This is a genomic window from Marinobacter lipolyticus (assembly GCF_018424605.1).
Taxonomy (GTDB): domain Bacteria; phylum Pseudomonadota; class Gammaproteobacteria; order Pseudomonadales; family Oleiphilaceae; genus Marinobacter; species Marinobacter lipolyticus_B.
Genome location: NZ_QTKT01000007.1, coordinates 169,233 through 194,601, shown reverse-complemented (window position 1 = coordinate 194,601; position 25,369 = coordinate 169,233). Strand labels below are relative to the sequence as shown.

The window sequence follows — 25,369 nt, the reverse complement described above, 5'->3', positions numbered from 1 at the left end:
TTCAACGCTGGGCGGGAGCAGCAGCGTCTGACTGCGAGGGGTACCTTCCAGATGTCTCATAAAAAAATAACCGCGAGCCATGTCGCGGTTATTTTGCCAGTTTGGGAGGCTGTTTTCACACAGCCTCCAATTGCGGCCCTTTTTTCTTGGAGCGCCGGTGGTTTAACCGTTGCCCTTCTTCATCTGCTCAAACTCATCTTCAAAGAAGAATTTCTCCTCTCCGAAGGCCGGTTCCAGCTCGTGCAGCCAGGTGGCCGTGTCGCTGTACTTGGCGAAGAATGGGCGCTGCACCCAGTCCGGGTTGCGGCCCTGCAGGAATCGCAGCACAAAGACTTTCTCGCCGTGGATCTCAGTGATGCCCTGCACCTCGACTTTACCGGGCCCGGCGCTCATGCTGGGGCCGCGGGCGGTGCGGGCCAGGCCTGAGACCTTCTTCATGGCGTCGCGGTAGATATGGAATGCCTCCGCCAGCGGCACTTCGAAGTAGTTCTTGGCGCCGGTATCCCGCTCTACGAACATGTAGTAGGGGATGATGCCCAGCTGCACTTCCTTCTTCCACAGCCTGGCCCAGTCATCGGCGTTGTCGTTGACGTGTTTGATCAGCGGCCCCTGGGCGCGGATTTCAGCGCCGGTGGCGCGGATGCGGCGGATCGCTTCTTCGGCGATGTCGGTGGTGATTTCCTGCCAGTGGTTGTAGTGCGCCATGATCGCCACGTGCTTGCCGGCATCCACGAGTTTCGCGAACAGGTCGATCAGCTCGTCCGCGTCCTTGTCGGTCACGAAGCGGTACGGCCAGAAGGTCAGGGCCTTGGTGCCGATGCGGATGGTCTGGATGTGGTCGAACTCCGGTGCCAGCAGCGGCTCAAGGTACTGCACCAGGTTCTTGGTTTTCATCACCATGGGGTCGCCACCGGTCACCAGCAGGTCGGTCACCTCGGTGTGCTCCTGCAGGTAGCCGTGCAGTTTCTCGGCCTCGGTGCTGGCCATCTTCAGGTCTTTGTCGCCCACAAACTGCGCCCAGCGGAAACAGAAGGTGCAGTAGGAGTGGCAGGTCTGGCCCTGGGCCGGGAAGAACAGCACGGTTTCCCGGTATTTGTGCTGCACGCCGTCCAGTACCTCGCCGTCCAGCTCGGGCATGTTCATTTCCATCTGGCCGGCCGGATGCGGGTTCAGCTCGTCACGGATCTCCTTGGCCACGGCCTGGATGTCTTTCTTGTCCGCACCTTCCCGGTGCATTGTCGCCATGCGTTCGAAATGTTCGTCCTTCAGCATGCCTTTCTGGGGGAAGACCAGCTGGTAGATGGGATCGTTGGGCACCTTGTCCCAGTTGATCAGTTCGTTGATCACGTATTCGTTGACCCGGAACGGCAGGACGCTGGCCACGACCTTCATCTCGAAAAGGGTTTCTTCGGGGAGATTCTGGATAACCTCAATCTTGTCGAGCTGGCGGTCGGTGTAGACCTTGAAGCGCCGCTCTTCGAACTCGGCCGTGGGGATGCGGTTCGGGAACGTGACGATGGAGTTCATGGATCGCCCTCTAGGTTGATTGCCAATGTCCGGAGCCGGGCTGCGCCGACGCTCCGCTGGTTAAAAAACGGGCAGCAAGTATACATAAAACCCGATTTAGTTTCAGGTCTAATTAATATCCGTCGGTGGTGATTCGGAGTTTTGTAGCTAAATTGGCGCAACTGCAAATAAATTCCGGGAAAAATCGGAAAATCCTTTAAAAATTGGCGATGCAAACCGTTTAGCGTGGTAATGGTTTTCCTGGGCGCGTAGGAATACTACGACATTGGTCTCAGGGCGGTTGTTTTGAGTGATTGTAGACGTCATTATTACGTAAAATACCGAAATAAACGCGAACACTTTGCCAATCATCTGCCGTAACTCAGTTGAAACGGAAGTAATGTAGTAATAAAACAACAAAGTGGGCGTGGGGTGTTTTGGGTGGTCAGCCGCACCCGGCAGTAAATTCCACCAAGCTGTTCTATGCTTGTTGGAGATTAAGGTCAGGCTGGAACACCCGAAACAACAGGTTCTGTAATTCATTGCAGCTAATCGACACCGCAGGCAGCCGGCTGCTGATCGTGGCCAGTGGCGCCTTTTTGATGCCAAGGGGAGGGTTTGATGTACCAGGACGATGATCCCGTTGAAACCAGTGAATGGCTTGATGCGCTGGAATCTCTGATCGAGCAGGAAGGCGTTGACCGCGCCAAGTACATTCTGGAACGGCTGTCGGAGCGCGCCAGCCGGGATGGTACTGAGCTACCCTATTCCATCACCACGCCATTCCGAAACACCATTCCCGTGACCCAGGAAGCCCGCATGCCGGGCGATCTGTTCATGGAGCGCCGTATCCGCTCGCTGATCCGCTGGAACGCCATGGCCATGGTCCTGCGGGCCAATCAGCGCCCCGGGGAACTGGGCGGTCACGTCTCGTCGTTCTCCTCCGCCGCCACCCTGTACGATGTTGGCTTCAACTACTTCTTCCACGGCGGTGACGACAAGCGGGAGTCTGACCTGGTGTATTTTCAGGGCCACTCGTCGCCCGGCATCTATGCCCGCTCCTACCTTGAAGGTCGTTTCGACGAAGAGCAGCTGGACAAGTACCGGGAAGAGGTTGATGGCAATGGTTTGTCCTCCTATCCGCACCCCTGGTTGATGCCCGATTACTGGCAGTTTCCCACGGTCTCCATGGGCCTCGGGCCGATCCAGGCCATCTATCAGGCTCATGTGATGAAGTACCTGCACAGCCGCGAGCTGATCGACATGGGCGACCGCAAGGTGTGGTGCTTTGTCGGTGATGGCGAGTGTGATGAGCCGGAAACCCTGGGCTCCATCTCGGTGGCCGGCCGCGAGAACCTCAGCAACCTCATCTTTGTGGTTAACTGCAACCTGCAGCGTCTGGACGGCCCGGTACGGGGCAATGGCAAGATTATCCAGGAGCTGGAAGGGGTCTTCCGGGGTGCTGGCTGGAACGTATTGAAAGTGGTCTGGGGCCGCATGTGGGATCCGCTGTTCGAGCAAGACAAGGACGGCCTGATGCAGCGCGTGATGGACGAAGCTGTGGACGGCGACCTGCAGAACTTCAAGAGCAACGGCCCGGCCTACACCCGCAAGCATTTCTTCGGCAAGTACCCGGAGCTGTCCAAGATGGTGGAAAACCTCACTGACGAGGACATCAACCGGCTCAATCGGGGTGGCCATGACCCCTATAAGGTGTACGCCGCCTATCACCACGCCATCCACAACAATGGCGGGCGCCCCACAGTGATCCTGGCCCATACTATCAAGGGTTACGGGTTCGGCTCGGCCGGTGAAGCCCAGAACACGGCCCACTCCCTGAAAAAGCTGGACATGGACCAGCTCAAGGCTTTCCGTGACCGGTTTGCGGTGCCGCTCAAGGACGAAGAGCTCAAGGACGTACCTTATTACCGGCCCGCACCGGACAGCCCGGAAATTGTCTACATGAACAAGCGCCGGAAAGAGCTGGGCGGGTTTTATCCCAAGCGCCGCAAGGATTGCCAGCCGCTGCAGGCGCCGCCACTGGACACCTTCAAGGCGGTGATCGAAGGCTCCAATGGCCGCGCGATCTCCACCACCATGGCGTTCGTGCGGTTGCTGACAGCCCTGACCAAGGACAAGCGTATCGGCAAGCGGGTGGTTCCGATCGTACCGGACGAGGCCCGCACCTTTGGTATGGAGGGTATGTTCCGCCAGTTGGGTATTTACACCTCGGAAGGCCAGAAGTACGTGCCCGAAGACCGTGACCAGATCATGTACTACAAGGAAGACAAGAAAGGCCAGGTCCTCGAGGAAGGGATCAATGAGGACGGTTCCATGGCGGCCTGGATGGCGGCGGCAACTTCCTACAGCACCAACAACTTCCCGCTGGTGCCCTTCTATATCTTCTACTCCATGTTCGGTTTCCAACGGGTGGGCGACCTGGCCTGGGCGTCCGGGGATATCCAGGCCCGGGGCTTCCTGATCGGCGGCACCGCCGGGCGCACCACGCTCAACGGCGAGGGCCTGCAGCACCAGGACGGCCACAGCCACATACTGGCCCAGACCATTCCCAGCTGTAAGGCCTACGATCCGGCCTACGGTTACGAGATGGCGGTGGTGGTCCAGCATGGCATCAAGGAAATGTTTGAAGACAACCAGAATGTCTTCTACTACCTGACCATTGAGAACGAAAACTACGAACAGCCCGCCATGCCGAAAGGCAAGAAGGTGGAAGACGGCATCATCAAGGGCATGTACCTGCTGGATTCCGTCGAAACCAAGGGCCGCAAGAAAACCCCGAGGGTTCAGCTGATGGGCTCCGGTGCCATCCTCAATGAGGTTCGTGCCGCGGCGGAACTGCTGAAGGACGACTTCAGCGTGGCCAGCGATGTCTGGAGCGTGACCAGCTTCACCGAGCTGGCCCGCGATGGTCTCCATATCGAGCGCTGGAACCGCCTGCATCCGGACGACACGCCGAAGAAAGCCTACATCACCCAGTGCCTGGAGAAGCAGCAGGGGCCGGTGGTGTCCTCCACCGACTACATCAAGCTGTTGTCCGAGCAGGTGCGGGCCTACATTCCCAAAACCTACCTCACCCTGGGCACCGACGGTTTCGGCCGCAGTGACACCCGCGAGAAATTGCGCAGCCACTTTGAGGTGGATCGCTACTACGTGGCGGTCACCGCGCTGGCAGCGCTGGCCCGGGACGGTGAGATCAAGGAGGACGTGGTTCTCGAAGCCATGCGGAAGTACGGAATCGATCGCAACAAAACGAACCCGGTGCTGAGCTAAGGAGACCGCCATGAGTGAACAGGAAATCAAGGTTCCCGATCTCGGCGGTGCGGATGAGGTCGAGATCATCGAAATCACCGTCAGCGAGGGGGACTCCGTTGAGGAGGAAGATCCGATTCTGACCGTCGAGTCGGACAAGGCGTCGGTGGAGCTGCCCTCTCCCGGTGCCGGCAAGATCACCAAAATCACCGTCAAGGTGGGCGACAAGGTCAAGGAAGGGGACGTGGTCGGCATGATGGAGGCCGGCGGCGATGCCGCGGCCGATGACGCCGCGGACGAAGACGCTGACGACAAGAGCGAGGAAAAGCCCGCGGAACAAGCCGACGACGAGGACGATAAAACGTCGGAAGGCGAGTCGGGCGAGAGCAAGCCGGCATCGAAGAAATCCTCCGGTGGTTCGCGCAAGGAAACCGTCAAGGTGCCCGCGCTGGACGGCTTCGAGAATGTGCCGGTGATCGAGATCAACGTCAGTGAGGGTGATGAGGTGGAAGCCGACGATCCGCTGGTGACGGTGGAATCGGACAAGGCGACCATGGAGATTCCGTCGCCCTACGCCGGCAAGATCGGCAAGATTCTGGTCAAGGAAGGCGACAAGCTTTCTGAAGGTGATGACCTGGTCGAAATGACCGTGGTTGAGGATGGCGGAGACGAGGGCGGCGCCGACGAGCCGCAAGAGGGCGAAGAGTCTTCCGAGGCGGCGAAACCATCCGATGATAATAAGCAGAAGGGGCGGGCGGGTTCCGCTGACACCCGTTCCGAGCCGCAGCCATCCACAACCTATGAACCCCCGACGCCGGGCGCCAAGGTTCATGCCGGCCCGGCGGTGCGCAAGCTGGCCCGTGAATTTGGCGCCGATCTGACCCGCATCAAGGGCAGCGGCCCGAAAGACCGGATTCTCAAGGACGACGTTCAGGCCTACGTTAAAAGCCAGCTGCAGCAGACCCAGCAGGGCAGTACCGTGGCGGGTGGCGGTGGCGCCGGCATTCCGGGCGTGAAGCTGCCGGACTTCAGCCAGTTCGGTGACGTGGAGCGTGAATCCATGTCGCGGATGATGTTCGCCACCGCCAACAACATGCAGCGCAGCTGGCTGAACGTACCTCACGTGACCCAGTTCGAGGACGCTGACATCACCGATATGGAGGACTTCCGCAAGGCCCAGAAAACGGCTGGCGAGAAGAAAGGGGTGAAGATGACGCCGCTGCCGTTCCTGCTGAAGGCCTGTGCCACGGCGCTGGCGGAACTGCCCCAGTTCAACGTGTCGCTGGACATGGAGAAAAAGGAGGTGGTGCGCAAGAAGTACATCCACATCGGTATTGCGGTGGATACGCCCCATGGGTTGATGGTGCCGGTGATCCGGGATGTGGATCAGAAGGGGCTGTGGGAGCTGGCCGCGGAAAGCGCGGAACTGGCCCAGAAGGCGCGGGACAAGCAGCTCAAGCCGGCGGAAATGCAGGGTGCCTGCTTTACCATCACCAGCCTGGGTGGTATCGGCGGTACGGCGTTCACGCCCATTGTGAATACGCCGGAGGTGGCGATTCTGGGGGTGTCGAAGGCGGCGATGAAGCCGGTCTGGGATGGCCAGGCTTTCCAGCCACGGCTGATGTTGCCGTTGTCGCTGTCCTACGATCACCGGGCGGTGAACGGGGCCGATGCGGCGCGGTTCACCTCGCTGCTCAGTCAGCTTCTGGGGGACATTCGTACCCTGTTGCTATAAGTTCTGCCAAGTCCGCTCCCAGCCTGCTGGCTTAGGGGGCGGAGAGCGGCAGGGCAAACGATTCAGGACACGCTACGAGCACATCCATGTGCGCTTGTTTCGGGCCGTCCATGGCCCTCAACAGTCCTGAATCGTCTGCCCCGCCCCTCTCGCTTCAGCTCCGCGTTATTTCCTGACTTCTTATCTGGAGCGTCTCAACGGCCAATGTTCTTGGCTTTCTTCCTCTCCAAGATCGCCTCAAGAGTTATCCCGATACCTATAAAAGAGGCCCGCCATGAAAGCCGCCGAAATCCTGTCGCAACCCCGTACCCTGAAGAACGGTTCCGTTATCCCCAATCGCTTTGCCAAATCCGCCATGAGCGAAACCCTGGGCACGATTGATAACCGGGTCACCCAGGATCTGGTCAGGCTTTATCGCACCTGGGCCGAGGGCGGCACGGGGCTGTCGATCACCGGCAATGTAATGGTGGATCGTCGCCACATCGGCGAGCCCCAGAATGTGGTGCTTGAGGATGAGCGGGATCTGGCGTTGTTGCGTGAATGGGCAGAGTCTGGCAAGACCGGCGGTAACCAGATCTGGATGCAGCTGAATCATCCCGGAAAGCAGAGTCCGAAGATGCTCAACCGCGATCCGGTGTCGCCCAGTGCGATTCCGTTCAGGAAGGAGCTGCGCGGTATGTTTGCCACGCCACGGGCGCTTTCCGGGCCGGAGATTGAGGACATTATCCGGCGTTTTGCCACCAGTGCCTCGATTGCGGAAAAGGCTGGGTTTGATGGGGTGCAGATCCACGGCGCGCACGGTTATCTGGTGAGTCAGTTCCTGTCGCCGCACCATAACCAGCGCTCGGATGAGTGGGGCGGTTCCGCGGACAAGCGCATGCGGTTCGTGCTGGCAGTTTACAGAGCGATCCGTGAAGTGACTGGCGATGGCTTTAATGTGGGTATCAAGCTGAATTCGGCGGATTTCCAGCGTGGTGGTTTTACCGAGGAGGAATCCCTGTCGGTGATCGAGGCGCTGGCGAGCGAAGGGATTGATCTGGTGGAGATTTCCGGGGGCAATTACGAGAACCCGGCCATGGCCAAGGGAGCCGAAGGCGGTGAGGTGAAGCAGAGTACGCTTGCGCGGGAGGCATATTTTCTGGAGTTTGCCGAAAGGGTGCGCCAGCGGGTGGATGTGCCGCTGATGGTGACGGGGGGCTTCCGTACCGAGACGGGGATGGCGGATGCCATCGCCTCGGGAGCGACGGACCTGGTGGGGATTGCCCGGCCGCTGGCAGTGGAGCCGGATTGCCCGCAGCGCATCATGGCAGGCGAGGCGTTCACCAGCGCGGTCAAACCGATCCGCACGGGGATACGGCTGATCGATGATATGGCGCTGATGGAGGTCAGCTGGTACACGCGTCAGCTGGGGCGGATGGGCAAGGGTAAGGCGCCGCGTACCCATGACCGGGGGGTGCTGTCGTTGCTGGAGGTGATTGGGGTGATGGCGACTCGCGGGGTGCGGACTCGGTTTCGGGCCGGGGAGTAGGGTTGTCAATCCGAAGTAGGATTTAAGAGCTGGAGTAGGGCGCGGGTGGAGGTGTTTGGTAAAAAAGTTCGCTTTAACTCGCTGCGCTCAGACAGGCGATCTTTTTTACCAGACACCTCCACCCACACCTTTCGGTCTATGGCGGTTTCTTCCCGCTTAGTTTGCGAAGTACATCCAGTCGAAGTAGTCGTGGAGGTCTTGCATAACGGCGGCTTCGAAGGGGTGGGTCAGTTCGAAGAGCAGGCTGTGGTCGGTTGATTTTTTCATGGTGTCACCTCTGTTGGTTTAAACAGTGGCGGAGTGTGGTCCGTCACTCTGGATTCCTATTTGTCTTTGCATCAGGTATGCCAGGTCACAGGAGTGCGCGCAGATTGTTGAACTGAAAAGGAAAGTGAGTGGCAGGGAAAACCTGCCGGTTGTGGGGGTGCGTCGACGTGGTGCAGGAATCTTGCGGAAGCACTAAAAAAGAAACCCCGGCGGGGCCGGGGTTTCTCCTGAGCTAACTTCTAAAGACGCTTAGAAGTTGTACTGAGCAGCAAACAGGATGCGGTTGGCATCGCCGTCGGTGCCGTCCACGTTTTCACGGCTCAGGAACTGGTATTCAACGCCCATCATGACGTTCTGAACCGGAGTCCACTGGTAGTTGGCCATGATCGCAGAGTTGGTTTCGCTCTTGTCGGCGACAATGGCAGAGCCCAGATCGCTTTCAGCGTCGTCCCAGTCAACTTCGACCAGGCCGTAGCCCACGTTGATGCTGCGTCCACCGCCAAGATTGAATCCTGCACCAAGTGAACCACCGTAACCAGAAATGGTCTCGACATCGCCGCTGCCATCAACGTACGCGCTTTCCGCGCCGAAGTTATCGCCGGAGCGATACAGGTAGCTGTTGGCGCCGTCGGAGTAGCTCAGGGTACCCTGGATAGTGATCATGTCGGTCAGAGCCATCTTCGCTGCAACAAAGGTTGCGAAACCGAAGGAGCTTTCGTCGTCAGAGCCATCATCGTAGCCAACCTGATGGGCCAGGACAGCAGCCGAATAGGAAAGGCCGCCCTCAGAGTCTTCCAGGCGAGCAGTAACGGCCGGCATGGAGTCTTTGGTGTCGTCGAGACCGGTAGCCTCGAAGGCGCCCGTTTCAACGTCCGTTAAAACTCCGTCAGTACCCAATCTCTGTTCAGTAACTGGGGCTCTTCCGAGAATTGAAGCATTGGGATCTTCAAGAGCGATGGAGAGTGAGCCCCGTAGTGTAACGGGCCTGGGCGACACGACCTTGAAGGCCGGCGAGGCCCGGCAGTGAATCGAAGTCCAGAGTGGATGTGTTGCCCACGAAGCTGGTGAAGTTGGACCAGGTCTGACCCAGCAGCACGCCTTTGTATTCACCAAAGCCGTGACGCAGTCGCAGAGTGCCGCCGCGGAAATCGCCTTCAACCGTAACGTTCACCCCTTGAGGAGTCGTGGTCTTGACGCCGATGCGAGTCTGTACGGCGTCCGCACCGAAATGGCCCTCGGCCGCGTCGTCGTTTCCGGCAAGGCCGTCATAGGAACCTGAGCGGGTGCTCAGCGCCTGGTCGCTGTCGATATCGTAACTTGCGTTAAGGCGGGCATACCCGTAAAGAGAAGTTTCGAAATCACCGGTAGAAAGTTCCAGCGCGCTTGCCTGCCCGGCGACCCCCAGTACAGCCACAGCAGCCGTTGCGCGAATTGCCATTCTCAGTTTGTTACTTTGCATTGTTGTTGTCTCCACACATTATTTTTGTTGGACCCACTTCAAAGTAGTTACGAATTTATGACATTTCAAATAAATTCGTGCATTAATTAGACGAATGTCTATAGATCTAATCTGTTGCTTTACAGCCATCTGCGATTCTCTTTTCCACGTAGCTTTAAGTTATGACTTCCAAAACGACGGATCTGGACAGCGCAACGTTCGCTTTTCTTGATATAGAGACCACGGGAGGCAGTTCCTCCCACGATCGGATCACCGAGATCGGTATCCGGTTCTGGCGTGCGGGCGAGGTGGTTGGGCAGTGGCAGACGCTGCTCAACCCGCAAACCCGGATTTCGCCCTTCATCGAAAGGTTCACCGGCATTTCCAACGAGATGGTGGCGGATGCCCCGCTGTTCGAGGACATTGCCGACGAGCTGGAAGCACAGCTGAAGGACACCATTTTCGTCGCCCACAACGCCCGGTTCGACTACGGCTTTATCAAGGCGGAATTCCGTCGGTTGGGGCGGCTGTTTTCGGCGAAGGTGCTGTGCACCGTGAAGCTGTCCCGGCGGCTGTATCCCCAGTATCGCCGGCACAATATGGATGCGCTGATCGAGCGCCACGGGCTGGCGCAGGTCCAGCGTCATCGTGCCATGGGGGATGTATCCGCGATGCTGGCGTTTTTCACCCACGCGTTGGCGGAGCACGGCACGGCCCCGGTGGCCGAGGCGATCAAGGCGTTGCTGCAGCGCCCCAGTATTCCTTCCCATCTGCCGGTGGACGTTCTGGACGAGCTGCCCCGAGCGCCGGGTGTTTACCGGTTCTATGGTGAAAATGAGGTGCTGCTGTACGTCGGTAAGAGCACCAACATTGCCCAGCGGGTGGCGTCGCATTTTTCCGGCGATCACAACTCCACCCGTGGCGTGCGGATGTCGGAGAGCCTGCGCAGGGTGGAATGGACCGAGACCGCCGGCGAACTCGGTGCCTTGCTGCTGGAGCTGAAGCAGATCAAGACCCTGAAGCCGATGTTCAACCGCCGTTCACGGGCGGCGAAGAACCTGGTCAGCATCGAGCTGGCCGCCACCGAGTCCGGGTATCTTCAGGCGCGGCTAGTACGGGAAATTCAGCCCGACCGGCTGGGGGATTATTACGGTCTGTTCCGCAGCAAGCGCGATGCCGAGAAAGCGCTCAGCGGCATTGCCGCCAAGAACGAGCTGTGTAACAAGTTGCTGGGGCTGGAGCCGGACCACGACGGTCCCTGTTTTCAGCGCACCCTGGGCCGCTGCAAGGGGGCCTGTGAAGGGCGTGAAGATGCAGTGCGCTATAACCTGCGGATGCAGATTGCGTTCCACGCCTTGCGTTTGAACACCTGGCCCTGGCAGGGGCCGGTGGGGGTGGTGGAGCGTAACCGGTTCACCGGTGTGACCGACATTCTGGTGGTGTACAACTGGATGCACGTGGCCACCGTGCACAGTGAAGCGGAGCTCCATGATCTGACCCTGCGCGGTCAGGCGGTAACCTTTGATCTGGATTCCTACAAGTTGCTGGTGAAGGCGCTGATGGGGCGTGATGGTCGTTCGCTGACGGTGCTGGAGCTGCCGGCGGTGGGTGAACCGGATGTGTTGATGCCCTGAGTGGCGTATGATAAAGCCAGCTTTCTATTATGTTGAACCGTTTTTTTGCCAGAACCGTTGAGAGAACACGATGAACAGAGAACCCGTCAGTCGCGAACTTTTTGATCAAGTCATGGTGCCCAATTACGCCCCCGGTTCCATCATTCCGGTGCGGGGCGAGGGCTCACGAATCTGGGACCAGGACGGGCGCGAATTCGTGGATCTTCAGGGCGGCATCGCCGTGACCTGCCTCGGCCATTCCCATCCCGGTCTGGTCGGCGCGTTGACCGATCAGGCCGAGAAAATCTGGCACCTGTCCAACGTGATGACCAATGAACCGGCGTTGAGGCTGGCCAAGACCCTTTGCGATCTCACCTTCGCCGAGCGGGTGTTTTTCGCCAACTCCGGTGGCGAGGCCAACGAGGCGGCGTTCAAACTGGTGCGCCGGTATGCCTGGGAGCATTTCGGTCCGCAGAAGAACGAAATCATTTCCTTCACCAACTCGTTCCACGGCCGCACCCTGTTTACGGTCAGTGTTGGTGGGCAGCCAAAGTATCTGGAAGGCTTCGAGCCGGCTCCGGGCGGCATTCACCACGCCACCTTCAACGATCTGGAATCGGTGCGCAAACTGGTGTCGAAAGAAAAGACCTGCGCCATTGTGGTCGAGCCGATCCAGGGTGAGGGCGGGGTCATGCCGGCCGATCCGGAGTTCCTGAAAGGGCTGCGTCAGCTGTGTGACGAAAACGACGCCTTGCTGGTGTTCGATGAGGTTCAGAGCGGTGTTGGCCGCACCGGCCATCTCTATGCCTATGAAATGTATGATGTGGTTCCGGATATCCTCTCCAGCGCGAAGGGGCTTGGTGGCGGTTTCCCGGTCGCGGCCATGCTCACCACCGCCAAAATCGCCGCCAGCCTCGGCGTCGGCACCCACGGCAGCACCTATGGCGGTAATGCGCTGGCGTGTGCGGTGGCCCAGAAGGTGGTCGATACCGTCAGCCAGCAGGAGATTCTCAAAGGCGTGAAGGCACGCTCGGAACACCTGCGCAAAGGCATGATGGATATTGGCGAGCGCTACGGTGTGTTCAGCGAAGTCCGCGGTGCCGGGCTGTTGCTTGGCTGTGTGCTTACCGAGAAGTGGCAGGGTAAGGCCAAGGAATTCCTCAACGCCGGACTGGACGAAGGGGTCATGGTGCTGATTGCTGGTGCGAATGTGGTCCGCCTGGCGCCCTCGCTGATCATTCCCGAATCCGACATCGACGATGCGCTGGAGCGCTTCGAGGCGGCCGTCAAAAAGCTGGTTGCGGGAAGCAAATAAGGAAGACGTTATGTGGCTGGTCCGGCCGGTTGAAGCGGGTGATCTGCAAGGTGTGCTGAGCATCTCCGGTGAGCAGGGCGCCCGGTTGTCGTCAACGCTGCCGAAACAGGAGGAAGCGGTTGCTGCCAAGATCGAGCATTCAATTCGCTCCTTTGCGGGCAAGCTCCGGGGGGGCGAATCGGCGCGCTATCTGTTCGTGCTTGAGAATACCGATACCGGCGCGATTCACGGTGCCGCCGGTATCGACGCGAAAGCGGGTAACGGTCAGCCGTTCTACAACTATCGCCGCGACGCGCTGATTCATGCCTCCCACGAACTGGGGGTTTCCCGCCGGGTAGAGGTGCTGTATCCGTCCCACGCGCTGACGGATATGACCCAGCTCTGTGCGTTTGCCATCGACCCGGCGCTGAAGGGCAAGGCGCCGTTCGAGTTGCTTGCCCGCGCGCGGCTGCTGTTTGTGGCGGAGAACCGGGAGCGGTTTTCCAGCCGCATGGTGGTTGAGATTCAGGGGGTGCAGACCGCTGACGGTCGGGTACCATTCTGGGATAGCCTGGGCCGTCACTTCTTCAATATGGACTTCGACACCGCCGACAAACACTCCGGCCTGCTCAGTAAAACCTTCATTGCCGAGCTGATGCCGCCGAATCCGATCTACGTGACCATGCTGACGGCGGCCGCGCAAGAGGCGCTGGGGCGGCCCCACGAGCTCTCTGTGCCATCGTTCGAGCTGCTCCAGCAGGAAGGCTTTCAGCCGGGATGCTATATGGACATCTTCGATGCGGGTCCGGTGCTGGAAGCACGAACGGACAGCCTGAGAACGGTGGTGACCAGCCATCGCTCGGTACTCCACGCCGCCCACGGCGAGGACGGGGAAACCTGTCTGATTTCCGCCGGGCAGGATGGCGACTTCCGCTGCACGCTGACCACCCTGGGTGAAACCCTCAAGAACGAGGTCAAGGTCCCGGTGAAAACCTGGCAGGCACTCGCGCGCAGCGCCGGGGATGAAGTGAGGATTGCTCCGCTATGAACCGTTCAAGGCTGACTGACCCGGGGAGGCGCGTATGCTGGTGATTCGCCCGTTACTGGAGAGCGATCTTGATGATCTGTACCTCATGGCCCAGAACGCGGGCAAGGGTCTGACCACGCTGCCTGCGGACCGGGACCTGCTGGAGCGCAAGATCAACCACACCCGCGAAACCTTCAACCAGCGCTGTGCGCCGGAAGCCGGCCTGTACCTGTTTGCGCTGGAAGATACCGAGCTGAAACAGTGCGTGGGCATCAGTGGCATCCAGGCCCGGGTAGGTCTGGACGAGGTGTTCTACAATTACCGGTTGAGCGTGACGGTCAACGCGTCGCGAGAGATGGGGGTGCACGTCCGAACGCCGACCCTGCATCTGTCCAACGATATGACGGACACCAGCGAAATCTGTTCGCTGCTGCTGTCCGACAGCCATCGCGGCGGCGGCAACGGGCTGCTGCTGTCGCGCTGCCGGTTCCTGTATCTGGACAGTTTTCGCAAGCACTTTTCCGAGAAGGTGTTCGCGGAAATGCGCGGGGTGTCGGACAAGCAGGGGCGTAGCCCGTTGTGGGATGCGTTGGGCAGTCAGTTCTTCGATATGGAATTCAGTGAGGCCGACATGCTCTCCGGGCTGGGTAACAAATCCTTCATTGCCGAGCTGATGCCCAAGTATCCGATCTACGTACCCATGCTGCCGGACGCCGCGCGGGCGGTGATCGGCCTGGTCCACGACAACACTGCGCCGGCGCTCAAAATGCTGCAGGCGGAGGGATTCAACTTCAACGGTCTGGTGGATATTTTCGATGGCGGACCGGTGGTGGAGGCGTTCGTCCACAACATCCGCACCGTGCGGGAGAGTGTGCACCGTCATGTGCTGATCAGCCGCAAGCCGGTGGATCTTGACGTGGCCACGTCGGAGCGGGTGATGATTGCCAATCAATCCTTCCGCGACTTTCGGGTAACCACCATACCCGCGCACTGCATCGGGCCTGATACTGTAACCGTGCCCAGAGAAGTTGCGGACGTTCTGCTGGTGGAGTCCGGGGATCAGGTACGCCTGGCGCCGCTGAAAGATGCGGGCCCGCAGGCCCTGGCCGCCAGTGAGGAATCAAAGGAACCGGGGCGCGCCGGCCGTTTCCACAGGGATCGGGCTGACTGAACCGAATTCAAGAACCGGGAGATGCACGTTATGGCGAGTCTGACAGGCGAATTGTTTATAGATGGTCTCTGGCTGCAGGGCCATGGCGAGCCCTTCGAGTCGGTGCAGCCGGTGACCGGCGATACGGTTTGGGAAGGCACCAGTGCCAGCCTGGCTGATGTGGACGCCGCCGTGCGAGAGGCCCGCGCCGCCTTCGTAAAATGGCGCCGCAAATCCTTCGCCGAGCGTCAGGCCGTTGTGGAGGCCTTTGCCGGCCTGCTGGAGTCCCACAAGGAGGAACTGGCCCACCAGATCGGCCTGGAAACCGGCAAACCGCTGTGGGAATCCCGTACCGAAGTGGCGGCGATGATCGGCAAAGTCGGCATCTCCATCAGCGCCTACAACCAGCGTACCGGCCACTCCGAATCGGAAGTCGCCGGTGGTCATGCGGTATTGCGCCATCGCCCCCATGGCGTGGTGGCCGTCTTCGGGCCCTACAACTTTCCCGGCCACCTGCCCAACGGCCATATTGTGCCTGCACTGCTGGCGGGCAATACCGTCGTATTCAAACCCAGTGAGCTGACCCCCGGGGTAGCCGAGCTGACGGTGAAGCTGTGGGAGCACGCCGGTCTGCCGGACGGCGTGATCAATCTGGTGCAGGGTGCGGCGGCGACGGGCAAATCCCTTGCCCGCCACCCAGGCATTGACGGCCTGTTCTTCACCGGCAGCTCCACCGTGGGGCACCTGCTGCACGAACAGTTCGGCGGCCAGCCGGAAAAAATCCTGGCGCTGGAGATGGGCGGAAACAACCCGCTGATCGTCCAGGATGTGGCCGACATTGACGGCGCGGTGCATCACGCCCTGCAGTCGGCTTTCCTGTCGGCCGGTCAGCGCTGTACCTGCGCCCGCCGGCTGCTGGTGCCCAAGGGCGCCAAAGGCGATCGCTTCATCGAGCGGCTGACCGAGGTGGCGGCGCGCATTAAGGTGGGCGAGTTCGATGCGGAGCCCCAGCCATTCATGGGCTCGGTTATTTCTGCCGAAGCGGCCGGGAAGCTGCTGGAGGCCCAGGCCAGTATGATCGACAAAGGCGCTGTTTCACTGCTGGAAATGAAACAGCTGAAAGCGGATACCGGCCTGCTGTCCCCCGGCATACTGGACGCGACCGGGCTGGATCTGACCGACGAGGAATTCTTCGGTCCGCTGCTGACCGTCTTTCGCTACAAGAGTTTTGATGACGCCCTGGAGCTGGCCAACAATACCCGCTACGGCCTGTCGGCGGGTATTCTGACCGATGACCGCAAGCTGTACGAACGCCTGGCGGATGAGGTGCGGGCAGGGATCGTCAACTGGAACCGTCCGCTGACCGGCGCCAGCAGCGCCGCGCCTTTCGGGGGTGTCGGCGCCAGTGGTAACCATCGCCCGAGCGCCTATTACGCTGCGGATTACTGCGCGTGGCCGATGGCCTCGCTGGAGGCCAGAAAGAGTGAGGTGCCGGACAGCCTGGCGCCCGGATTGAATTTCGACTGAGCCCTGATTCCTGGATCAACACAACGGACCCGCACATGCCCAAGCACGCTGTAGAAGCCAATTTCGATGGCCTGGTCGGCCCCACTCACAACTACGCCGGGTTGTCCTGGGGCAATGTGGCGTCGAAATCCAATGTGAACGCGGTGTCCCGGCCAAAAGAAGCGGCACTGCAGGGGCTGGCCAAAATGAAACGGCTGGCGGACCGGGGGTACGTTCAGGGCATCCTGCCGCCCCACGAGCGGCCCCATATTCCGACCTTGCGGGCCCTGGGCTTCAACGGTTCAGACCAGACCATTCTGGAATCCGCGGCGCGACAGCACCCGTCGATACTGGCCGCGGTGTCGTCGGCGTCCGCCATGTGGACCGCCAACGCGGCGACCGTGTCTCCCAGCGCCGATACCGCGGACCACCGGGTGCACTTTACGCCGGCCAATCTCAGCGCCAAGTTCCATCGCTCCATCGAGCATGTGGTGACCGGGCGGGTGCTGAAATCGATATTTTCTGACGAAGCCTGGTTTGCCCACCATCCGGCGCTGCCGTCGGTGAGCCAGTTTGGTGACGAGGGCGCTGCCAACCACACTCGCCTGTGCAGCCGCTACGGCGACCCCGGGGTGGAGCTGTTCGTTTATGGCCAGGTGGCGTTCAACGAGCAGGCGCCGGCGCCCACCCGGTTTCCGGCGCGTCAGACCATGGAGGCCTCCCAGGCGATTGCACGCCTCCACGGCCTCAGCGATCGCCACGTGGTGTTCGCCCAGCAGAATCCCGCCGCCATCGACGCCGGCGTATTTCATAACGATGTGATCGCCGTGGGCAACGCCAATACGCTGTTCTATCACGAGCTGGCGTTTCTGGACGAAGAGCGGGTACTGGCGGATATTCGCAGCCGCCTGACCGATACCGAGTTGCAGGCAGTGCGGGTCAGCAGCGCCGAGGTGCCGATTGAAGATGCGGTGGCCTCCTACCTGTTCAACAGCCAGTTGCTGAACACCGCCGATGGCATGTTGCTGGCGGTTCCGGGGGAGTGTCGGGAAGTGGCATCAGTCAGTCGATATCTGGACGATCTGGTCCGGGGCGACAGCCCGATCACCGCTGTGGAAGTGTTTGACGTCAAGCAGTCCATGCGCAACGGCGGTGGCCCGGCGTGCCTGCGTTTGCGCGTCGCGCTGAACGACGATGAGCTGAAAGCCATGCACCATGGGGTGCTGCTCAATGACGCGCTCTACGAGCGTCTGACCACCTGGGTTGAGGCCCATTACCGGGAAGAGCTGGCCACCGAGGATCTGGCCGATCCGATGTTGCTGGAGGAAGTTCACAAGGCGCTCGACGAACTGACCGGCATACTGGGCCTGGGCTCGGTGTACGATTTTCAGCTCTGAATGGACGAAGTGAGCATCTCCATGGTGTGACGGATCAGGGCGTCGGCGGCGAATTTTCCGGTGTCTGTCGCCCGCTCCGGTTCTCCGATTTCACTCTGGCACAGCAGAATGACCCCGTGCAGTGCCCCTCTCAAGTAAAGGGCCGTCTGGTGCGGGTCGTGAATCCGCTCCCGGTTCATGGTGCCATCCTCCAGGCCCAGGCGAATCGCCCCTTCCATCAGGTCCATCAGTTCGGATTTGGAGCACAGCATGTCCTGCGCCTGCTGTTCGTCGGCCTCGGTCATCGCGGTCGAGGCTTTGGTCAGCGCTGAGAAGTAATCCGGTTGTTCCACGTAGAAGCGCCAGTACGCCACCCCCATAGCACTGATCTGCGCCAGGCCGCTGGTGGCCGTGTCCCGCGCCTGCTCAAAGCGGCGGCACAGGCTTTGCCCGGCACGCAGCATGATGCCGCGCTGAATGGCGGCCTTGTCCTTGAAGTAGACGTAGAGCAGGGCGCGGCTCAGGCTGGCGGTGCGGGCAATGTCGTCCATGGACGTGCGATCGTAGCCCTTTTCCGAGAACACCAATTCGGCAGCGTCCAGGATCGCGTCATAACGGGCCTGTTTTTCCCTTTCTCTGCGTGTCTTCAACTTCTCGCTCATGGCGACTTCCCATGGTTACTTCGGCGGCTGGAAACTGCGTTTTCATAATAGCTGATGTGGAATGAAAGCTGATTATTGACAAATTGTCAAAGAATGACATTATGTCTTAAACAAAGTTTCATTCACATCCCAGCCGCTCCCACGGAACGGGGCAGACCATCACCACAGCCATGGAAGGAAGGACGGACCATGACTTCAAAACGATACCTCTGCACACTACTTCTGCTGACCGCTGCACTGCTGTCGCTGGCCGGCTGTAAATCCCAGGGTACGTCGACGGATACCGCCGCACCGGCCGTCTCCGTGCGAACGGCGGAGGTCCGCGGCGGGCAGACCGAAGGCATTCCCCTGCGTTTCTCCGGCATTATCCGCGCCACCCAGCGGGCCACCCTGACGTTTCAGGTCAGCGGTACGCTGCGGGAACGGGCGGTAGAGCTGGGTCAGGAAGTGGCTGCCGGCGACGTGCTGGCACGGGTCTACAATCCGGCGTTGGAACCGGCGAGGGATTCCGCGCAGGCGCGGCTGGACGAGCTGAATACCCAGTACGATCAGGCGAAACGGGAGTGGGAGCGTTCCAGCCGGTTGCATGAGCGGGGCGTGGTGTCTGAGCAGAACCTTGAGCAGATTGCAGCGCGTCGTGATGGTCTCAAGGCCAGCGTGGCCACCGCCCGCGCCGCCCTTGCCGAGGCCTCCCGCCTGCTGGCGGAAAGTGTGCTGAAGGCGCCGTTTGCCGGGCGGGTCGAGGCGCTGCTGGTGGAGCGCGATGAGTTTGTCGCTGCCGGGCAGCCGGTCATGCGGTTGTCCTCCCCCGACGGCCGGGAAGTGGAAGTGCGGGTGCCGGCTTACATGCTCGGCCACGTGACCCTTGGGCAGCTGTTGCCCGTGTGGTCGGTGCAGGATCGCACCCGCCCACCGGCCATCGGCTCCATTGTCGAGATTGCCCAGGCCGGTGGCGTCCGCGGCGAATTGCATCCGGTGCTGGTGAGCGTGCCTGCTGATACGCTGGAGCCGGGCGAACCTGTGGAAGTGGGCATTACCCCCACTCAGGTGGTCGCAACCACGGTGCCGCTGCTGGCGGTGATGAAATCTTCCGGCGGTGCCAGCGTATTCCGGGTGGCTGACGGCGTTGCGCACCGGGTGCCGGTGACCGTGCAACGAGTGATCGGCGAACGCGTGGTGGTGGGCGCCGATGACCTGGAACCGGGCGATCAGGTGGTTTTTGCCGGCATGACCCGCCTCTCTGACGGTGACGCCGTGGAGGTGCGGTGATGGGCGCCCGGCTGCTGAACTACCAGCGCCTGCTGGGCATGGTGGTCACCATGCTGTGTCTGTTGGGTATCGCCGCCTACAGCACCATGCCGCGGCAGGAAGATCCGTCGTTTCCGTACCGCGCCGGAATGGTCACGGTGAACTACCCGGGCGCCACGGCGGATGCGGTGGAACGTCTGGTGCTGAACCCGCTGGCGGATGAGCTGCGACAGGTGGAGGAAGTGGACTTCACCCAGGCGACGGCGAGAACCGGCGTGGCCATTGTGCAGGTGCGGCTGAACGACACCATTTACGACACAGACTCGGCGTGGGACCGGGTGCGCCAGGCCATGGACCGGGCGCGACTGGATTTCCCCGACGACGTCGGCCAGATGTCGCTCGATGACCGGATGATTGATATCCCGGCCATCGTTCTGGCGGTGGCCGGTTCCTCCTCGGTCACCGAGCTGAGTAAGGTGGCCGAGCGCCTGAAGAGGAATCTGGCCGACGTACCCGGCGTCTCACGGATCGAGCTGGAGGGAGATGCGGACGAGCAGATCACTCTGGCTCTGGACGACGCGGCCATGTTTCGCCTCGGTATTTCTCCGGCGCGGGTGCTGGAGACACTGTCGCGGCGCAACCAGACCATACCCGGCGGTTTTGTGGTGGTGGATGGCCGACGGATGTCGGTGTTGCCCAACAGCGAATTCGCAGATATCGACGCCATACGCGCCACCCCCATTGAATTGCCCGACGGCTCCCAGGTGCCGCTGGCCGCCGCCGCAGAGGTATGGCGGGGCCCTCAGGAACCACGGCAGCCGGAAACCTGGTTTGATGGCGAGCGGGTGGTGCTGGTGTCCATCATCATGGAAGAAGACACCACCGACGCTATCCGCTTCGGTGAACGGGTACGGACCCGGCTGGCGCAGATCCGTGGTGATTTTGCGCCCTACCAGTTGCGGGAGATGTTCTTCCAGCCGGATAAGGTGGAGCAGCGCCTGGACAACCTGGCCTGGAGTCTGGTGTTGTCGGTGCTGATCATCGTGGCGGTGGTGTTTACCGGCATGGGTATCCGCATGGGGCTGCTGGTGGCCTCTATCCTGCCAATGGTGGCGTTGATCAGCGTCGGCTTGTACGACCTGGGCGGGGGCGTGCTGCATCAGATTGCCGTCATCGGCATGGTCATTTCCCTGGGCATTCTGATTGATAACGCCATCGTTATCGTCGAGAGCATTCAGGGTCACCTCGACAACGGCATGCGCCGGCTGGATGCGTTGAGAGGGTCGGTGCGGGAACTCGCCGGCCCGCTGGGCGCCTCCACCGGCACCACCCTGGCGGCTTTCGCGCCACTGTTGCTGTCCAAGGGCGGCACGGCGGATTTTACCCGGGGCGTGCCGGTGATGATCATGCTCACCCTGTCGGTCAGTTACCTGCTGGCGATATCGGCGGTACCCTTGCTTGCCGCGCGGTTTCTCAAGCCCCGTCAGGCGAGCCAGAGCGACCGATTGACGGGTCTGGCCCGCTACCTCGGTGGGCTGGTATCGCGGATGCCGGGCAGGCTGATGATCGGCGGCTTTGCCCTGGTGGCGGTCAGCCTGGCGCTGACGCCCTTCATGAAGCAGCAGTTTTTCCCCAATGCCGATCGGCCACAGGTCATCGTGGAACTCTACATGCCCGAAGGCACGGATCAGGAACGCACCTCCTCGGTGGCGGCCGATCTGGAGCGCGCCATTCGCCAGCGCCCGGAAGCGGTCAGGGTGCATCGCTTTACCGGGTTTACCGGGCCCAGCTTCTATTACAACCTGCAGCGCGCCCCCCAGGCGCCGAACCGGGGCCGTATTGTGGTGTCGACACCGACGCTGGCCGATACCACCGATCTGATTCCGTGGATCCGTGACTACGCCAATACCCACCTGCCGGAGCTGAACCTGTCCGTGGGAATACTGGGGCAGGGCCCACCCCGCGCCGCGCCGGTGGAAGTTCGCGTGTATCATGCCGATGACGAGACCCGCGCTGCGGCGACCGAACGGGTGTTCTCCGCCCTGCGCCGGGTCGAAGGCACGGTGGACGTGCGCCACGATCTCGACGTTGGCGTGCCCAGCATTGCGATCAACGTTGATGATGCCAGCGCCGCCCGCTACGGCATCAACCGGTCGGACGTGGCCCAGAGCCTTTATGGTCAGAGTTTCGGGGTCGTGGCCGAGCAGTACCGCCAGGAAGAAGACCCGATTCCCCTGGTGCTGAGATCCCGCGAGGGCACCCGGTTATCCCTGTCGCGCCTGCTGTCGGTGAACATTTACAACCACCGGGGCGACGCTGTGCCGCTGGCGGCGGTGACCTCGGTGGAAACCTCATGGGAGCCGGCCGCACGATACTTGCGTAATGGTGTGCGCATGAACACCGTCACCGCCAACCTGCTGACCGGCTATGGCTTCAGTCAGGCGCTGGCCGGGCTCGATGCCCAGCTGGTGGAGAATCCCCTGCCGCCGGGAACCCGGCTGGAAATGGGCGGCGATGCGGAAGGCTCCGACGACGCCAACAGTGCGCTGCTCACCACAGCGCCCATCGGCATACTGCTGTTGCTGTTTTTCCTGCTGATCCAGTTCAACTCGTTCCGTCGAGTGGGCATTATCCTGCTCACCGTGCCGCTGGCGACCGTCGGCATTTTCCCGGGGCTGGTGCTGTCGGGGTCGCCGTTCGGCTTCCAGTCCCTGCTCGGCGTGATTGCGCTGGTTGGTATTGTGGTGAACAACGCCATTGTACTGCTGGACGTGATGGACCGGCAGCTGGAGAAAGGAGAAGCCATTCGCGACGCGGTACGCATTGCGGTGGAGCAGCGCACGCGGCCGATCCTGCTGACTACGGCCACCACCGTGGCCGGCCTGCTGCCACTGGCATTCTCCAGCTCCACCCTGTGGCCGCCCATGGCCTGGGCCATCATCTCCGGCCTGCTGGCGTCCACCGTACTGACCCTGCTGGTGATCCCCTCGGTCTGCACCCGGGTCATCCGCTGCAAAGTGGCGGAGCCGCAAAACGCTCCGGCCTGAGCAGCCGGAAAGTGGCAAAGAGCATCAGGCCCCGAGCAACTGCCGGGGCCTGATTAACAAGCCCACCCGCTGACCGACCGGAACCTCCGGGTTGGGAAACACAATCGACTCCGGCGAATGTCCGACCCGGTACTGTGTTTCTTGATCCTCCCAGATCAGCGTGCCCGGGGCATACTCCGTGAAATTGGCCACATCATCCGGCACATGAAAGCGGAAACCGTTGCCGGTGTTGAGGATTTCATCCACCACCTCAAACACCGCCAGCCGGTCATGGGGCGGCTCGGGCTGGACCGGCTCACCCCCGCAGAAGCGCCGGCGTAGGGCATCGCCGATACCCCGGAAACGACTTAAATCATTCTTGCCGAACGGTTGAACCTTGCCCAACTCGATGGTGAAACTCTCAGCCTTCAGCACCGAGGATGAAAACGACGAAAACGTCGTGCCTTCCCGGTGCTGGAGCAGCAGCGTCTCCACACCGGCCTCCAGCAGAAACTCACACTGAGCCTGTGGCACCTTCCGGCCCTCCACAAACGGGTACAGGGCAAACTTTTCCCTTTGGGATGGGCGAATCGCCGTGTGCAGATCGTAGTGGCACAGGTTGCGGGGATGCAGCGTGGCGAACTGGCGGCAGGTCTCCTCCAGAAACTGCGCCCGGGCCGCCTCCTGCAGGCCCTGATAGTCCGCCTTGCCGTGCGCGCCGTGGAACAGCCGGTTCATGTTCACCTCAAGAAACCGCTCCCCGGCCACCATCGCCGGCGGGTTGCCCAGAATCAGCAACACCGGACAGGCCAGCGACCACTCGCCGTTCAGCAACTCCGTCACCAGCGCGTTCAGTACCTCAATGGGCGCGGTCTCGTTACCGTGAACACCGGCGGAGACAATCAACGCCTCCCGGTTCGGGTTCGGGCGGTCTGACGGCGGGCTGAATTCAAGCACACCAACCTCCCGACGAACCACGCGAGTGCCGTCCGGCAGTTGGGTTTTCAGTTCGGGCAATTGATCGGCGGCGTTGGCAAGGGTGTGGGCCAGCCAATCGGGGTGCTCTCCAAAAAGACGGTTTCTCAGTTCCATAGAATCCCCGGATAGAGTCTGGGGCCAGCCGGCAGGAGCGCCTTCCGGGAATCTTGAAGGCCAGGGACGGCCTGAAAGAAGCGCACATGGATGTGCTCGTAGCGGTTCCCGGGAGGCGCTCCTGTCGGCTGGCCTTGCACCATTAGCCGATCCTGTAAACCAGAGTCAGGAATTCAAAGGCCGCTGATGCTTCAACAAATGATTTTCCAGCTTGCGGAAGGCAAACACCAGCGCAAACGTCAGCAGCATGTACAGCAACGCCACGAAGATAAACGCATCAAACGGCGCATAGAACCGCGAGTAAATATTACGCGCCGCCCCGGTCAGATCCACAATAGTCACCACACTGGCAATCGCACTGGCGTGCAGCATGAAGATCACCTCATTGGAATACGCCTGCACTGCCCGACGCGCCGCACTGGGCAACACAATTCGCCGCATCCGCATGAACCAGTTCATGCCATAGGCCTTGGCAGCTTCTATTTCACCGTTGGGCGTCGACACAATCGCCCCGCGGATAATCTCCGTGGTATAGGCCGCGGTGTTCAGGGTAAAGGCCAGCAGGGCCGGATAGAACGGCTCGCGGAAAATCTCCCACCAGAAAGTTTCCTGGATACCCTCAATCTGCGCCAGACCGTAGTAGATGATGTACAGCTGAATCAGCAGCGGCGTACCGCGGAAAATGTAGGTATAGAACCACACGGGGCCGGACACAAACGGATTGCGCACCGTACGCAGAATGGCCAGTGGCACCGCCACCAGCAGACCGATCACCAGCGACAGGAACACCAGCTGCACGGTGGTCACCATGCCGCCCCAGTATTCCATCAGCGTCATGGTGGTGAAAATTTCGTTCTGATTGAGCCACTGGGCGATGAAATCAGGCATGCATCAACCTCCCTGAACCACGCCAACATTGGCACGTTTGTCGAGCCACTTAATAAACAGCTCCGAACCCGCGGTCAGCGCCAGGTACACGAACGCCACCGGGATAAAGAAATGGAACGGCATGCGTTCCGCCTTCGCGGCTTCTTCCGCCACCCGGACCATATCGGTCAGGCCGATGATAGAGACCAGTGCGGTGGTTTTCAGCAGCACCTGCCAATTGTTGCCGATACCCGGCAGGGCATGGCGCAGCATCTGGGGAAACATGATGCGACGGAAGGTGTGCCAGCGGGTAAACCCGTAAGCGCGGGCGGCTTCGATCTGACCGGATTCCACCGCCAGAAAGGCGCCGCGGAAGGTCTCGGTCATGTAGGCACCGAAGATCAGTCCGATGGTGACCACACCGGAAATAAAGGGGTCGAACTGAAAGAAAAAGTCGATTTCGTAGGTTTCCCAGATATAGTCCGACAGCATGTTCACCGCCACCTGGCCGCCGTAATAGAACAGCAGCATCATCACCAGGTCGGGAACGCCCCGGATTAGCGTGGTATAGGCGGTCGCTGCCCCTTTGGCGAAGCGATTGTCCGATAACTTGGCGGAGGCGCCGATCAGCCCAAGGGCAATGGCAACGGCTAGGGAGAGGAAGGCCAGTTCAATGGTAACCACTGCCCCTTCCATCAGGGCCGGGCCGTAGCCTTTCAAATCAAGCATGGGAATGTCCGGTAAGCAGGGGCGGCCGTAAGGGC

At 60.8% G+C, this 25,369-nt stretch carries 18 protein-coding genes; 11 read left to right on the top strand and 7 right to left on the bottom strand.

Features of this window, described 5'->3' with window-relative positions:
• Positions 1-162: 162 nt before the first annotated feature.
• Positions 163-1,527, bottom strand: coding sequence for a KamA family radical SAM protein (locus tag DYI22_RS11670; RefSeq protein ID WP_213478225.1), 1,365 nt, complete (start codon positions 1,525-1,527; stop codon positions 163-165).
• A gap of 600 nt (positions 1,528-2,127) precedes the next feature.
• Between DYI22_RS11670 and aceE the strand changes: the two genes are divergently transcribed.
• The 3 genes from aceE to DYI22_RS11655 all read left to right on the top strand — a co-directional run bounded on the left by aceE (position 2,128) and on the right by DYI22_RS11655 (position 8,039).
• On the top strand, positions 2,128-4,797 hold the full coding sequence (gene aceE / locus DYI22_RS11665; protein WP_213478224.1) for a pyruvate dehydrogenase (acetyl-transferring), homodimeric type: 2,670 nt from the start codon (positions 2,128-2,130) through the stop codon (positions 4,795-4,797).
• A gap of 10 nt (positions 4,798-4,807) precedes the next feature.
• Positions 4,808-6,511 (top strand): dihydrolipoyllysine-residue acetyltransferase, encoded by a 1,704-nt coding sequence (gene aceF / locus DYI22_RS11660; protein ID WP_213478223.1) that lies wholly within the window; start codon positions 4,808-4,810, stop codon positions 6,509-6,511.
• 274 nt (positions 6,512-6,785) lie between these two features.
• Positions 6,786-8,039 carry an NADH:flavin oxidoreductase/NADH oxidase family protein gene (locus DYI22_RS11655; RefSeq protein ID WP_213478222.1) on the top strand — a complete coding sequence of 418 codons (1,254 nt, stop codon included), beginning with the start codon at positions 6,786-6,788 and terminating at the stop codon, positions 8,037-8,039.
• A 516-nt stretch (positions 8,040-8,555) separates the two neighbouring features.
• Here the strand turns inward: DYI22_RS11655 and DYI22_RS17595 are convergent.
• Together DYI22_RS17595 and DYI22_RS17590 are read right to left on the bottom strand one after the other, a co-directional pair.
• Entirely contained in the window at positions 8,556-9,203 is a 648-nt protein-coding gene (locus DYI22_RS17595) for a hypothetical protein (RefSeq protein WP_266099176.1), read from the bottom strand.
• A gap of 49 nt (positions 9,204-9,252) precedes the next feature.
• Complete coding sequence (locus tag DYI22_RS17590) at positions 9,253-9,765, bottom strand: hypothetical protein (protein ID WP_266099175.1); 513 nt, start codon at positions 9,763-9,765, stop codon at positions 9,253-9,255.
• Between the two features lie 161 nt (positions 9,766-9,926).
• Between DYI22_RS17590 and DYI22_RS11645 the strand changes: the two genes are divergently transcribed.
• The 6 genes from DYI22_RS11645 (at position 9,927) to astB (ending at position 17,731) form a co-directional block, all read left to right on the top strand.
• Complete coding sequence (locus DYI22_RS11645) at positions 9,927-11,378, top strand: exonuclease domain-containing protein (protein WP_213478221.1); 1,452 nt, start codon at positions 9,927-9,929, stop codon at positions 11,376-11,378.
• A 70-nt stretch (positions 11,379-11,448) separates the two neighbouring features.
• Positions 11,449-12,672 carry an aspartate aminotransferase family protein gene (locus DYI22_RS11640; protein ID WP_213478220.1) on the top strand — a complete coding sequence of 408 codons (1,224 nt, stop codon included), beginning with the start codon at positions 11,449-11,451 and terminating at the stop codon, positions 12,670-12,672.
• Between the two features lie 10 nt (positions 12,673-12,682).
• Complete coding sequence (locus tag DYI22_RS11635; RefSeq protein WP_213478219.1) at positions 12,683-13,699, top strand: arginine N-succinyltransferase; 1,017 nt, start codon at positions 12,683-12,685, stop codon at positions 13,697-13,699.
• A 34-nt stretch (positions 13,700-13,733) separates the two neighbouring features.
• Positions 13,734-14,849, top strand: a complete 1,116-nt coding sequence (astA, locus tag DYI22_RS11630; protein WP_213478218.1) for an arginine N-succinyltransferase — start codon at positions 13,734-13,736, stop codon at positions 14,847-14,849.
• Positions 14,850-14,879: 30 nt separating this feature from the next.
• Complete coding sequence (gene astD / locus DYI22_RS11625; protein WP_213478217.1) at positions 14,880-16,355, top strand: succinylglutamate-semialdehyde dehydrogenase; 1,476 nt, start codon at positions 14,880-14,882, stop codon at positions 16,353-16,355.
• Positions 16,356-16,390: 35 nt separating this feature from the next.
• Complete coding sequence (astB, locus tag DYI22_RS11620; protein ID WP_213478216.1) at positions 16,391-17,731, top strand: N-succinylarginine dihydrolase; 1,341 nt, start codon at positions 16,391-16,393, stop codon at positions 17,729-17,731.
• Here the strand turns inward: astB and DYI22_RS11615 are convergent.
• On the bottom strand, positions 17,722-18,372 hold the full coding sequence (locus DYI22_RS11615) for a TetR/AcrR family transcriptional regulator (RefSeq protein WP_213478215.1): 651 nt from the start codon (positions 18,370-18,372) through the stop codon (positions 17,722-17,724). The genes astB and DYI22_RS11615 overlap by 10 nt on opposite strands.
• Positions 18,373-18,561: 189 nt before the next feature.
• Here DYI22_RS11615 and DYI22_RS11610 point away from each other — a divergent pair, with 189 nt between their 5' ends.
• Positions 18,562-19,641 carry an efflux RND transporter periplasmic adaptor subunit gene (locus DYI22_RS11610; RefSeq protein ID WP_213478214.1) on the top strand — a complete coding sequence of 360 codons (1,080 nt, stop codon included), beginning with the start codon at positions 18,562-18,564 and terminating at the stop codon, positions 19,639-19,641.
• Positions 19,641-22,667 (top strand): efflux RND transporter permease subunit, encoded by a 3,027-nt coding sequence (locus DYI22_RS11605; RefSeq protein WP_213478213.1) that lies wholly within the window; start codon positions 19,641-19,643, stop codon positions 22,665-22,667. Before DYI22_RS11610 ends, DYI22_RS11605 begins: the two co-directional genes overlap by 1 nt.
• A gap of 24 nt (positions 22,668-22,691) precedes the next feature.
• Here DYI22_RS11605 and astE read toward each other — a convergent pair whose 3' ends face one another.
• The 3 genes from astE to DYI22_RS11590 all read right to left on the bottom strand — a co-directional run bounded on the left by astE (position 22,692) and on the right by DYI22_RS11590 (position 25,334).
• Positions 22,692-23,738 carry a succinylglutamate desuccinylase gene (gene astE, locus DYI22_RS11600; protein ID WP_213478212.1) on the bottom strand — a complete coding sequence of 349 codons (1,047 nt, stop codon included), beginning with the start codon at positions 23,736-23,738 and terminating at the stop codon, positions 22,692-22,694.
• Between the two features lie 165 nt (positions 23,739-23,903).
• Entirely contained in the window at positions 23,904-24,626 is a 723-nt protein-coding gene (locus DYI22_RS11595; protein WP_213478211.1) for an ABC transporter permease, read from the bottom strand.
• 3 nt (positions 24,627-24,629) lie between these two features.
• Entirely contained in the window at positions 24,630-25,334 is a 705-nt protein-coding gene (locus tag DYI22_RS11590; RefSeq protein ID WP_213478210.1) for an ABC transporter permease, read from the bottom strand.
• Positions 25,335-25,369: the final 35 nt, after the last annotated feature.